The sequence below is a fragment of the uncultured Clostridium sp. genome (assembly GCF_900547735.1).
Classification (GTDB): Bacteria; Bacillota; Clostridia; order Lachnospirales; family Lachnospiraceae; genus Otoolea.
The window spans coordinates 25,001-38,583 of sequence record NZ_URHZ01000034.1; the positions used below are offsets into that span (position 1 = coordinate 25,001).

Here is a 13,583-nt window from a genome sequence, read left to right on the forward strand (position 1 = left end):
TCCGGCCCACTCCGTCATAAAACTGCAAACTGACTGTTATAGAGTTCAAAGTAAAATCCCTTCTGCTCAAGCAGTTCTTCGTGATTGCCCTGCTCGATAATCCGGCCGTCTCTCATAACCAGAATGATGTCGGCCTCCCGGATCGTGGAAAGGCGGTGGGCCACGATAAAGCTGGTCCTGCCCTCCATCATTCTTGCAAATGCCTCCTGAATCATAATCTCCGTCCTCGTATCAATCGAGGAGGTCGCCTCGTCGAGAATCAGCATCGGAGGCAGGCAGAGCATGACACGGGCTATGCAGAGAAGCTGTTTCTGCCCCTGGGACAGATTGCCGCCGTCCTCGGAGATGACCGTATCATAACCCGCAGGCATACGCATGATAAAACCGTGAGCATGAGCCTTCACGGCCGCCTCCCGGATCTCCTCCTCCGTGGCATCCGGTTTCCCATAGGCGATGTTGTCGCGGATGGAGGCGGATTTAAGCCACGTTTCCTGAAGCACCATGCCGTAGCCGGCCCTCAGGCTCTCCCGCGTCATATCCCGGATATCGGTGCCGTCCACGCGGATGGCGCCCTGATCCACGTCGTAGAAGCGCATGAGAAGATTGATTACCGTACTCTTGCCGCAGCCGGTCGGACCTACAATCGCTATCCTCTGGCCCGGATGTACGGTCAGGTTTAAATCCTCTATCAGGCTGACCTCGGGATTGTAGGAGAAAGAAACATGGTCGATGGCGACCTTTCCCTCCACATGCTCCGGATTCCTGGCATCCTCTTTATCAGGAACCAGTGACTCCTCGTCAATCAGCTCAAAAACACGGGCCGCCGAGGCGAGGGCGTTCTGGAATTCCGTGGCCACGCCCGTGATCTCATTAAACGGTTTCGTATACTGGTTGGCATAATTCAAAAATGAGGTAAGCTGTCCCACGGTCAGCACTCCCCGGATTGCCGCATAGGCTCCGGCCACTCCGACGCTGGCATAGACAATGCCGTTGACAAACCGCGTCGCCGGGTTGGTGATGGAAGAAAAGAACGTGGCCTTCAGGCTGCAGTCCGCCAGTTTGTCGTTGATCACGGCAAATCGCCTGGACGCCTCCTCCTCATAGCTGAATGCCTGAACCACCTTTTCATTGTCCAGAATCTCATTAATCAGGGATGTAATCTCCCCTCTGGCCTCCGACTGGGCCCTGAACATATAAAAGGTTTTCTTTGCAATAAAACCGGCCACGAACAGGGAAATCGGCGTCAGCACCACAACGATCGCCGCAATAAGCGGATTGATATAAAACATGAACGCCAGAGTTCCCGCTATGGTGAGCAGTCCGCTGAAGAGCTGGGTAAATCCCATCAGTAAGCCGTCGGAAAACTGATCGATATCCGTGATGACACGGCTGAGCACTTCGCCGTACTGGTGGCTGTCCACATATCTTAAAGGCAGCTCCTGTATTTTTTCAAAGGCCCTTATTCTCATGTCCTTTACAACGCGGTACGTGATGTGGTTGTTAATGACGTTCATCAGCCACTGTGCCAGGGCGGTGATGAGGATCACGACCGCCATCGTCTTCAGTATGACGAACAGTCCCGGAAAATTGACCTCTCCGCTGCCGATTACAAGATCCACGGTTTTTCCGATCAGGATCGGAATATAGAGGGTCAGCGCCACCGTGATTCCTGCCAGAACTAAGGATAAAAGAACCATCCATTTGTAATGTCCGATATCCTGGAGCACTCGCTTCATTGTTGTCTTTTGTTTTAATGTTTTCTCTTTCTTCTCCTGCTTGGGCATTACTGGTTCACCTCCTCACCTGAAAGCTGGGACAGGCAGATCTCCCTGTATACGGGACAATTTTCAAACAGCTCCTGATGTTTTCCGATTCCGGCCACCGAGCCTTCCTCCAGCACCAGGATTTTATCGGCCTGCTTCACGGTAGTGGCCCGCTGGGAAACGATAAATACGGTCATGCCGTCCGTCTTTTCCCGGATTGCCTTCCGGAGCCGTGCATCCGTGGCAAAATCGAGCGCGGAAGCGCTGTCGTCCAGAATCAGGATGTCCGGCTTTCTCACAAGCGCCCTGGCGATGGTCAGCCTCTGGCGCTGTCCGCCGGAAAGGTTCTTGCCTCCCTGGAGCAGATTGGCGTCAAGGCCTCCCTGCTTGCTCTCCACCACATCCTTTGCCTGGGCAATGTCAAGCGCCTCCATAATCTCATCATCCGTCGCATCCGCCTTGCCCCACTTCATGTTGTCCCGGATACTGCCGCGGAACAGCACCGCTCTCTGAGGCACGACGCCGATACGGCCTCTGAGTTCTTTCAGCCCGTAATCTTTGACATCCAGGCCGTCAATGCTCACCGTTCCCCTTGTCGCATCGTAGAAGCGGGGAATCAGGTTCACCACGGAGGATTTACCGGAACCGGTACCTCCGATGATACCGATCGTCTCTCCCTTCATTGCATCAAAGTGGATATCGCTGAGGGAATACGCCTTGGCTCCCTGATAAGCAAAGCTCACATGGTCAAACGAAACCATCGGAACCGCAGCCGGACTTTCACCTGACTGCTCCCCTGCCGCTTCTTTTCTCCCGGCCGTGGCGGCGGAAGTTACGTTCCCCTTCTCCGTAATGCTGCTCTTCGTATCAAAAACGCTGTTAATCCTGCCTGCGCAGGCAAATGCCTTTGTCATTGTAATAATCAGGTTGGCCAGCTTGATAAGCTCCACCAGTATCTGGGACATGTAGTTGACCAGGGCCACCAGCTTGCCCTGCGGGATTACTCCCGCGTCTACCTGCGTTGCTCCCACATAAATCAGGACCACGATAGCCAGGTTGATAATCACGTAGGTGATCGGGTTTAAAAGGGCGGAAATCTTCCCTACGAAAATCTGGAAATCAAATAAGAGGCCGCTCTCCGCATAATAGGCCGCCGTCTCATCCTTCTGACGGTTAAAGGCCCTGACCACCCTGACTCCGGTCAGGTTTTCCCTGGTCATCTGAAGGACCCGGTCAAGCTGCTTCTGGACTTTCTTATATAAGGGCATCGTGATAAGCATGATTCCGAACACCACGATGGAAAGCAGCGGTATCGTCACCACAAAAATCATAGCCGATTTGACGTCAATGGTAAACGCCATGATCATGGCGCCGAATACAATGAAAGGCGAGCGCAGAAACAGGCGCAGCGTGAGGTTGACCCCCGACTGTACCTGGTTGACGTCGCTGGTCATTCTTGTGATCAGCGTGGCCGTCCCCTCTGTGTCGATCTCCGTATAAGAAAAATGATTGATATGGTCAAAAAGCTCTTTTCTCAGCGCCGTACCGAATCCCACGGCGGCCTTTGCCGCAAAATACTGTGCGGTCAGCGAACAGGCAAGGCCGATCACTCCAAGAAGGATCAGGATGCCTCCCATTCTGAGTATATAAGGCAAATCCTCATTCCTGATGCCGGTATCGATAATCTTAGCCATGACGAGCGGCACAAAGAGCTCAAAACTGGCCTCCAGCATCTTAAAAAGCGGCGCCATCACCGCCTCGGTCCGATATTTTTTAAGGTATTTCATTAGGCTTTTCATCGGTCATTCCCCTGTCCTGCTTCTTAATTTTAAAAATGATATATTTTTCTGATTATGTATCTCACGCCGGTCAACTCATTTTTGCACCTTATTGTAGCACATCGGGAGAGAGGGTTCAAGTTGAAAAAGACCCAAAGAACCTTGAAAAAAGTTCTTTGGGTCTTTCAGCTTGGAGTAAGAACACTAAAACACGTAACGATTCCGTACCGGCGGTGTCTCTATTCTTTACGTCTCTAATTCCCGGCACAGGCCTTTACAAATGCCCGGAAGATCGCCTGCTGCTCATCGGAATCATACATCATCTCAGGATGCCACTGGGTCGCCGCCGCAAAACGGCCGCCCTCCATCTCGATCGCCTCGGTTACACCGTCCGTCGATACGGCGCTGACAACAAAACCGGCGCCCAGGTCTTTGACGGCCTGGTGGTGGAAGGAATTCACCCCTACGGTCTCTTTTCCGAAAATTTCCCTGAGCCTTGTTCCCTCTTTCGTCGTCACGCGGTGGGATACATTGTTCATCGGATACATATCGTTGAAATGGTGGTTGAATTTTCCCTCAATCTCCAGATCCTGATACAGATTGCCTCCTGCCGCCACATTCAGAATCTGGATTCCGCGGCAGACTCCCAGGATTGCTTTATCGGTCTTATTGAGTATGTACTTTGTCAGCTCCACGTCCTGACGGTCTCTCATCGGCATAATCAGGCCGCAGTAGCTCTTTGCGTCTTCTCCGTATTCCTGCGGATTTACATCATGGCCGCCGCTGATGAGGATGCCGTCCATTCTGGACACCATTTCTTTCACCGTATCCATATCCCGGCAGATGGGAATCATAACCGGCACTCCCCCTGCCTGCTCAATCGAATCAATATAATTTGCCGCCAGGAAATTCCACTTCTGGCCGGTGATTCCCATATGGGACACACTCCCAACCTCATCTCTGTAATCATAGTTGCATGTGATTCCAATCAATGGTTTCATGTTTCTTCCTCCGTTTTTAAGTTATAATTTAATCATTGTGTGTAACAATTCAGTCGTTTGCGTGATGACTGCCGGCTCAAAAGAGCCGCCGTATTATTCGTGATGGCTTGTTCTGATATCCTTCTCTTCCATCTCTTTCCATGGTCCCCATTTTTCTGTTTCCCATTTCTTTGTATCGGAGAAATATTCTTCCGTCAGTTTCTTAACTTCTCCGTGGCAGAGGTAAACACCGATCATGTTGAAGAGGATAATCAGGAAAGAACCAAAGTCTACATAGTTAATCAGAGCGCTGATTCCTACCATGCCGCCGATGAACATCAGGCCAAGGTAAACATATTTTCCCCATACTCCGGCTTTTTCACCGAACAGCTTTACAAGCTGGTCACAGCCGAACAAGGTCTGGGCCACTGCCGTCGTGAAGCAGAACAGTGTCAGTGAAAGGGATACGATAAAGCCGCCTGCAACCGGGCCGAGGGCTTTCTGGAAGCCGGCGATTGTCAGTGTTGAAACGGAAGCGTCCGTCTGCCATACGCCTGTTGTCAGGATTACAAAACAGGTAACGCTGCACACGATAATTGTATCAAAGAATACTTCGAAAATTCCCCACATACCCTGCTGTACCGGATGGTTCACATCGGATGCCGTATGTGTGATTGTGGTAACGCCGGTACCGGAGTCATTGGAATAGATACCGCGGCAGACGCCCCATCTGATACACATGGCAATCGTTGCCCCGCCGAAACCGCCGACAGCCGCACGGCCTGTAAATGCATACTGGAAAATAGAAATAAATGCGGAAGGAATTTCTTTGTAATTCACTGCGATTGCAATCAGTCCGCCTATCATATATACGACGCTCATAACTGGAACGATTTTTTCCGTAAAGCTTAAAAGTCTTGTAAGTCCGCCGAGTACGATCAGGGCAGCCGCAATAATCAGCACTGCTGTGGAAACCATACGCGGGATGTGAATTGTTTCAACGGTATCTACTACGGAACCAATCTGAGCGGATGCCGCAAGGAACAGACAGAATGCACAGCTTATTGCATAGGCAATTCCCATCCATTTCCAGCCCGTTGCCTTTGGAAGATAATACTGAGGGCCGCCGAACCATTTTCCATCCTGGTCACGCTGACGGTATTTCATGGCGAGAACCACCTCGCTGTATTTAACAACACAGGCAAAAAGACCGGTCAGCCAGAGCCAGAACACGCCGCCCGGGCCGCCGTAGCCGATGGCGATCGCCGTACCTACAATATTTCCGGCGCCCAGCGTCGAAGCAAGCGCTCCCGTTACTGCCTTATATCCTGAAATTTTATTGCTGTCTTTGCTTTTTTCATCACCCTTAAACGCTTTTACAATTGTATTTTTAAGTACAAATCCAAGCTTTGTAAACTGTATAAATTTGTATCTGAATGACAGAAAGATGCCTCCGCCTACCAGCCAGATTAACATCGGATACCCCCACACCCAGTTTGTAAACGCTAAGATCGGATTGTTCATGATACTTCCTCCTTCGTTGATTTAGACTTTTTCATTCATTTACTTTTACCATTCCCGGGGTTCAGTAATTGTATGTCTAAACGATAACACGATGGGAAAACTCCATGTCAATCCGTATTTTTCTGTAATTTTAGCACAAACTTAACGTTCACACCCTGTTTTTAGCAATTTCTTTACGTTTTGACAGTAAAACAGGAGTTGACTCGAACATTTCAGCCAAAATGATGCCAATCAGGCCCGCCGTCAGCTTGCCTGCCACCATGGGAATCACCGCATCGGGCCGGACCGCGGAGATGTATCCCATCAGATCGCCGAGCGCCGCCGTAGCAGGAACGCTGAATGCCATGGCGACCACCTTGCCTTTTTTGTCCATATCTTTGATCATGTCGAACATGGGAAGCGAGTTGGCCATCGAAGCGAGGATGCCCGCCACCGAGACATCGTTGATTCCGAGGAGCTTCGCCGCCCCCTTAAGCACCGGAGCCAGACACCGGTTTAACACGCTGACAAAGGGGTAGGCCCCGGCCAGGGTCACGCCGATTATTCCCACGGTCTTAAGCTGTTCCCCCAGCGGATCCATCCCCGGAATCACGACAATCCCAAGCATTTCTTCGATCGAAGCGAACATCAGCGACAGGACGCAGATACACTTTAACAGCTCCCCAAACGCCTTGAAGCAGGACAGGGTCCGATCCGGCAAAACCGTGAGAAAAAAAGCCAGTACCGCGGAAATGATAATCGCAGGAACCGAATTGGCCAGAATCATGCGGCCCGGAATCCCGGCCACCACGGCTCCGGTGATTAATCCGAACGGAATTGCAATAATTCCAAGCACAATCCCCTTTGAGATGGCCCTCCTGTCCTCCTCGCGGCAGATACTGAGTGAAACCGGGATCGTAAAAACAATCGTTGCCCCCATCATCGAGCTGAGGAGAACGCCGGAAAGAACCTGGATTGACTCATTATCCGTCATGGCCGCGGCCAGAGGGTATCCCCCCATGTCCGTGGAAAAAAGAATTCCGGAGACCATCGCCGGATCCGCGCCGAGTTTCACAAACAGAGGCGCTGAAAACGGAGCCAGAAACTTCCCCACCACCGGGGCGATACACATGATTCCCGCCATTGCCATTGTCAGGGAACCGACCGCATGAAACCCTTTTTCAAATTCTCCGGCCAGACCCAGCCGTCCCCGCAGCAGCGCTTTATCGATTGCCCCTGCCGCAAGGAACGCCATCATAACTACCGTAAGTATCTTTCCCATACTTTCCCTCACTTTCCTGCGTCCTGCCGCTGAAAATTTATTTTTTCCCTATCCTACAACCTGAAGTCCGATAAATGTCAATCCCCATTGAACGGCAAAAAGAGAGAAAAGATGGAGTGCACTCCACCTTTTCTCTCTTTTATCGGTGATGACGGCAGTCTGCGCACACAGCGTGCAGATTACCGTTTTGCTTCATAACAGTACATGGTGAGCGGTTCTCCGTCCAAATGACAGATATACATATGGTGATCTTCTGTTTTTATCACTTTTCCTATTTCGGTTTCGGAAAGCTTATATCCGCAATTCTTATATCCTTCCCTCAGGGCCTCGATATCGGCCAGCTTTTTGTTGCCCTCCGGATACCGTTCGATCAAAAGCCTCCGGCTCTTCGCTTCCGGCGCAAACCCCTGAAATACTCCCAGCACCGTTCCGTCCGGCTTCAGCAGATGATGGATGTCTTCCAGTTGTGTCTGTTTATGATAGAAGGAATATTCATTTTCCCCAAAGAAACTCAGGAAGAGATCGACGCAGCCGTCCTGGATGGGCGGTTTCTCCGAGGCGTCCGCAATGTAGAGAATATCCAGTCCGGGATAAAGCTGCTCAAACAGCTCTTTATAGGCGGCCAGAACCTCCTGGTATTTGTCGATAATTATGTAAATGCAGTTTTTCGGCATCTGGTGAAGATAATTATAGGTAAAGAAAAAACCGTTAATATTGGCTTCCAGAATCACCCTGCCGCCCCAGTCCTGGGCATCCAACTGCTCAATCAGCATGTCGGTGCATTTCTGGGTGTAGATTTCCCACTTCTCTCCTATCTCGCGGTACAGCTTCCGGTGCAGATCCGGCCAGTCGTGTGTACCCTCATAAATATTCTCCGTCTTGACAATGCCGTCTTCAATCCTTGCATGGTATCCGCAGGAACAGCTCAGATCCCCTTCATAAATATACTTGAAATTAATTACTGCATTTTCTATATTCAGATGCTGGCGGCAGTGAGGACAGACGAGAAGCGGGATTGTACTGATTGGCACACCGGTGCGGTCACTTTTTTCAGCATTCTTCCTCTTTTCGAAATTTTCTATCTCCTCCTCGATCAGGTGAATGCTGTTTTCGATGGTTTTCATCTCCTCCGAAAGGCTCTCCTTCTTTGCCCCCAAAAGCTCCACACACTCGTCGATGGTGGCCGGTTCAATCATGTTGGACATCCTTCTGAGACAGAGAAATGCCCGGATCTCCTTAATATTAAACCGCATGTCCTTGAGTTTCTGGATATAATGAAAATCCTCATACTCCCGCTCCACAAAGCTCATCTGGCTGCCCTGCATCCTCGGGATCAGAAGCCCGATATTTACATAATAACGGACCGTGTCTTTCGTAACATCGCACATTCTGGCGAATTCACCTATCTTCATCTGCTGCTCTCCCCATCTTCTGTTCCTGACGGCCGTCTCCCCCCGGCCGCCAATCCCCTGCTGTCGTTCTCTCCGCCCGAAGACGGAGAGCCTGTTCATATCTTTCCATTATACTTGTTCCCGGCGGCCTTTTCAATGGGGAGTTAGTTGAGGAACGGGAACGCAGCCGGGACGGGAGACGCGAAGGTCATTCTGTCCGTTTTTTATGCAGCCTCCCCCGCAAACTGGCTGTTATAAATATCGGCGTAGACGCCGTTTTTCCCAAGCAGTTCCCGGTGCGTCCCTGTCTCCACAATATTGCCCTTTTCCATGACCAGAACGCGGTCCGCGTCATAGATGGTGGAGAGCCTGTGTGCAACGACAAAACTGGTGCGCCCCTTCAGAAGCTGCTTCATCGCCTTCTGGATAATCAGTTCGGTGCGGCTGTCCACATTGGAGGTGGCCTCATCCAGTATCAGTATTTCCGGATCGGACACAAACGCGCGGGCAATGGTGATAAGCTGCCTCTGCCCCTGGGAAATGTTACCCGCATCCTCACCCAGAACCGTACCGTATCCGTCCGGCAGCTTTGAGATAAACTCGTCGGCATAAGCCGCCCGGGCCGCGGCATAAATCTGCTCCTCCGTGGCATTTTCATTTCCAAATTTAATATTGTCGTAGATTGTGCCGGAAAACAGCCATGTATCCTGCAGCACCATCCCGATCCGGCCCCGCAGTCCGGCGTAACTCATGTTCCGGATATCCACACCGTCAATCCGTATTGCGCCTCCCTGAATCTCGTAAAACCGTTCCAGCAGATTGATCAGCGTCGTTTTTCCCGCTCCCGTATGCCCTACTATGGCTACCATCTGTCCGGCCTCAACGTCCATGGTAAAGCCGGTCATCAGCGGGGTATCTCCGTATCCAAACTCAACATGATCAAACGCAGCCTTGACCGCCCCTTCTGTTTTGCGCTCCGGAAGCGCCGCCGGGCTGCCGGACATTTCCTCCGCGTCAAGCACCTCAAATACACGCCCGGCCGACGCCATCATCGATATCAGGTTTCCCCATATCTGTGAAAACTGGACAATCGGCTGGCTGAGCTGTGAGGAATACTGTAAAAATGCCTGCATGCTGCCAATCAGAATTCTCCCCGACATCACGCCGACGGCGCCGGCCGCAGCGAGGAACACGTAGATGATATTCTGTACGGCCTGGGCCCCCGGCATATTCAGGCCGCTTAAAAAGCGCATCTTCCATCCCGTCTCATACATGCCCGTGTTGACCTTTTCAAAAGCTTCCAGCGCGTCTTTTTCTCCGTTGAAGCTCTTGATTACGGTAAATCCCTGGAATGTTTCTTCTATCCGGCTGTTTAAGTCTGCCAGTGAGGCAAAATAGGAACGGTTATACTTTCCGATACCCGGTGAAAGAAACCTCATGACCAGCATATTGCCGGGTATTGTCAGACACGCTATGACGGTGAGCGGCAGGCTGATCGACATCATCATGGCCAGAACGCCCACGGCCAGCACCACGCTGGAAACCAGGCTGATGAGACTCTGCTGAAGGGCCGTTGCTATATTGTCCACATCGTTAACCGCCACAGACATCAGTTCACCGTTGGGATGCCTGTCAAAGTAGGAAACCGGCACGCGGTTCATTTTCGCCTTCAGTTCATTGCGCACCGCAGCGGCCGTCTTCTGTGACACCAGCGTCATGAACCGCTGCTGCAGAAATGATGTAATGAATGTTCCTACATAAAAGAGTGCGAGAACCAGGAGTATGCGCCCCAGCCCTTTAAGGTCGAGCCCGCGTCCCTGTGTCACCCCGGTAAAGATCAGGGTGGTTGCATTTCCGAGCAGCATGGGGCTCAGAACCTGCAGTATGGTTCCCACAATGTTGATCAGGATTGTCAGTAAGATGAGCGTCCGTGATTTTTTCATATAGCCCATCAGACGTTTTATGGTCCCGCCCATCTGCTCCGGTCTTTCCCCGGCGTTCTTTTCCACTTCCCGTCCGGGTAAGGATTTCTCCGTGTTCCGGTTCCATTTTAAATTTTCCATTTAAACCGCCTCCTTATAAGTCTGCGAGTCGAGGATCTGCCGGTAGACCGGATTTACTTCCTTAAGCTCATCATGTGTTCCAAGTCCGGCCAGGGCGCCTCCATCCAGAACTGCAATCAGATCCGCATTCATTACCGTGGAGATACGCTGAGCCACAATCACGGTGACCGCCTTCTTTGTCCTTTCCCGCATCGAGGTGCGGACCGCAGCGTCTGTTTTAAAATCCAGCGCGGAGAAGGCATCGTCAAACACATACACATCGGCCTGTTTTAACAGGGCGCGGGCAATGAACAGGCGCTGCTTCTGGCCCCCTGAAAAGTTGCCTCCTGCTTTTTCAACCCTGCTGTCAAGCCCGTCTTTCAATGTGCATACAAACTCGTCTGCCTGGGCCATGGAAAGGGCGGCCCAGATTTCCTCATCCGTCGCGTCCGGCTTTCCCAGCAGCAGATTGGAGCGGATTGTTCCAAGGAACAGGGTAGATACCTGGGGCACAAAGCTCACTTTGTCATGCAGCGTGCTCTGCATCAAATCCCGCACGTCTACTCCGTTGAGACGCACCTGCCCCCGTTCCACATCGTAGAGCCGGGAAATCAGGTTGACGAGGGTCGATTTACCGTCGCCCGTCGAACCGATCACCGCCAGGGTCTGGCCTCCCCGGACGGTAAATCCGATGCCGGACAGGGTTTTCTTTTCTGCTCCCGGATAGCGGAAATCTACATTTTCAAAGGTGAGGGAGACGGTTTCATCCGTTTCTTTTCCCTCCTCCCCGGGATTTCTGACGGCCAGAGGCATGTCAAGCACCTCATAGATGCGCTTTGCCGAGGCCTGGCCCCGGGGTACTCCCAGGATGACCTGGGTCAGCATTGCAAAACCCATCAGAATCTGTGCCGAATAACTGATGGCCCCTATGATGGCTCCCACCTCCATGCTCCCCTCTGCCGCAAATTTTCCTCCAATCCATACGATGGCTAACGTTGCAAAATTGATGCACATTGAAAATACCGGCATAAAAAAGCTCATGATAGTGCCTGCCTTAATCGATGTACCGGTATAGCTGCCGTTCATCTCTTTGTATTTTTCATAATCGTCCTGTTCCCGGCAAAATGCCCTGATTACCTTCACGCCGGTCAGCCCCTCTCTGAAATACAGGTTCAATTTATCGAGATATGTCTGCATCCTCGTATAGAGAGGGCCTGCAAAGCGGTAGATTACGATTGTGGCCGCCGCCAGGCACGGAATTGTGCACATGGCTATCAGCGCCAGGGACGGGCTTAACATCCATGTCATGACAATCCCGCCGATAAGCTGCAGCGGGGCCAATATCAGGAATTTCAGCCCCATTTCGACCAGGTTCTGTACCTGCGTCACGTCATTCGTATTGCGGGTGACCAGGGAAGACGCTCCAAACCGGTCAAATTCCCGTTTGGAAAACTGCAATGTTTTCCGGTAAATATCGGCTCTCAGCTCTTCACCCAGTTTATAGGAAATCCTGGAAAAAAGCTGCGTGTTGACGGCGGCCCCGAACAGGCTGACAAGCGACAGGCCAATCATTACCGCCCCCTGCGTCATGACATAGCCGGTATCGCCGGTCATGATGCCGTGATCTACGATTTGTGCCGTTACAAAGGGCAGGGCCAGCGAGCCTCCCATCTGGATAAAGAGAAACAGGATCGCAAGCAGCGCCCCGGAAATTGGTAAACGCCTGATAATTTGATTCATTGGCACTTCCTCCTTTATGATATGTGTGTTATTGATCGGGTTACCGGCCTTCATCAGACAGGCAGAGTCCACGGTCCCGTTTAAACCGTAAAATCTGCTCCGAGCCGGGGACTCTGCCTGAAAAAAGGCGCAAAAAAATAAAGGCGCTGCCAACCGGCTTTTTTATGACAGCGCCAATACTGCATTCTGAGGTTATGTGATACTGTTTATAACGGCTACGATACTGCTTATAGCTAAATACTGTTTATAAGGCTACGATACTGCTTATAAGGCTGCGATACTGCTTATAAAGCTGCGATACTGCTTATAAAGCTGCACAGGAGAGTTTTCTGATATGTTATCGTGTTGATTCCCCTGTATTATTTTTATTCCCCTGACTCATCGGACTCTCTGTGAGGAGGGAGTGTTCCCGGCCTGCCCATGCCGCCGCGCGGGCCGCCAAAACGGCGGCGCGGATCGGTTTCTTCCCCGGGGGCAAAACCACGGCGCGGATCGAATCCTTCCCTGGGGGCAAAACCGTGGCGCCGCATCGAGGCAAACCGTTCAAACTGCTCGTCTCCCATGCGTTCGCGGCCGCCGCCCAACCACCAGTTCCGTTCCTCATCGCTAACCTCCACTCCGGCTTCGGCTTCGACAGCGGCGATGACAAGGTCCAGATTTTTACCGAAGGAAATCTGTTCTTCCCCGGAGAGACAGGAAAAGATATCTCCCGGATTCCACTCCTGCTGATTCTCTTCTTTCCCCTTTTCGGTCAGCTTCACGAGCATGATACGGCGGTCGGTCTCGGACGGCTCCCTTGTGATATAGCCCGTCTTCTCCATCTTTGCCAGCAGCTCATTCAGCGAGGAAACGCGGATTCCCAGCAGATACGATAAATCTTTGGTGGAAATGCCGTCCTGCAGCTTGAGAAGAGCCAGGATCCGGCCCTGTCCCCGCGTCTTATCAGCCATCGGCCCGTTTTCCGAACTCTTTTTGAGCTGAAGCCGGTGCATCAGCCATTGCAGTTTGGAAAGTTTTTCAAAAAGTTCTGTTTTTATTTCATCCATTGTAATTACCTCCGTTTCTGACGGCACCTGTTCTAACGGTACCGTTCGATTGTATTAT

General features: G+C 51.6%; 10 protein-coding genes. All 10 read right to left on the reverse strand.

Going from position 1 to position 13,583, the window contains the following annotated elements; all coding sequences use genetic code 11:
* Positions 1-14: 14 nt before the first annotated feature.
* Positions 15-1,784 (reverse strand): ABC transporter ATP-binding protein, encoded by a 1,770-nt coding sequence (locus QZT18_RS12265; RefSeq protein WP_294148292.1) that lies wholly within the window; start codon positions 1,782-1,784, stop codon positions 15-17.
* Entirely contained in the window at positions 1,784-3,562 is a 1,779-nt protein-coding gene (locus QZT18_RS12270; RefSeq protein ID WP_294148293.1) for an ABC transporter ATP-binding protein, read from the reverse strand. The genes QZT18_RS12265 and QZT18_RS12270 overlap by 1 nt, the downstream gene beginning before the upstream one ends.
* Positions 3,563-3,795: 233 nt before the next feature.
* Entirely contained in the window at positions 3,796-4,542 is a 747-nt protein-coding gene (locus QZT18_RS12275; protein WP_294148294.1) for a gamma-glutamyl-gamma-aminobutyrate hydrolase family protein, read from the reverse strand.
* A gap of 93 nt (positions 4,543-4,635) precedes the next feature.
* Positions 4,636-6,045: a sodium:alanine symporter family protein gene (locus QZT18_RS12280; protein WP_294148295.1), complete on the reverse strand. Its 1,410-nt coding sequence runs from the start codon at positions 6,043-6,045 to the stop codon at positions 4,636-4,638.
* Positions 6,046-6,193: 148 nt separating this feature from the next.
* A complete protein-coding gene (locus QZT18_RS12285; protein ID WP_294148296.1) occupies positions 6,194-7,306 on the reverse strand; it encodes an ethanolamine utilization protein EutH in 1,113 nt (370 codons plus the stop codon).
* Positions 7,307-7,485: 179 nt separating this feature from the next.
* Positions 7,486-8,718, reverse strand: a complete 1,233-nt coding sequence (locus QZT18_RS12290; RefSeq protein WP_294148297.1) for a MerR family transcriptional regulator — start codon at positions 8,716-8,718, stop codon at positions 7,486-7,488.
* Positions 8,705-8,827: a hypothetical protein gene (locus QZT18_RS12295; RefSeq protein WP_294148298.1), complete on the reverse strand. Its 123-nt coding sequence runs from the start codon at positions 8,825-8,827 to the stop codon at positions 8,705-8,707. Before QZT18_RS12295 ends, QZT18_RS12290 begins: the two co-directional genes overlap by 14 nt.
* Positions 8,828-8,921: 94 nt before the next feature.
* Positions 8,922-10,760 (reverse strand): ABC transporter ATP-binding protein, encoded by a 1,839-nt coding sequence (locus QZT18_RS12300; protein ID WP_294148299.1) that lies wholly within the window; start codon positions 10,758-10,760, stop codon positions 8,922-8,924.
* Positions 10,761-12,479 carry an ABC transporter ATP-binding protein gene (locus tag QZT18_RS12305; protein WP_294148300.1) on the reverse strand — a complete coding sequence of 573 codons (1,719 nt, stop codon included), beginning with the start codon at positions 12,477-12,479 and terminating at the stop codon, positions 10,761-10,763.
* Between the two features lie 365 nt (positions 12,480-12,844).
* Positions 12,845-13,525, reverse strand: a complete 681-nt coding sequence (locus QZT18_RS12310; RefSeq protein WP_294148301.1) for a MarR family winged helix-turn-helix transcriptional regulator — start codon at positions 13,523-13,525, stop codon at positions 12,845-12,847.
* Between the last annotated feature and the right edge of the window lie 58 nt (positions 13,526-13,583).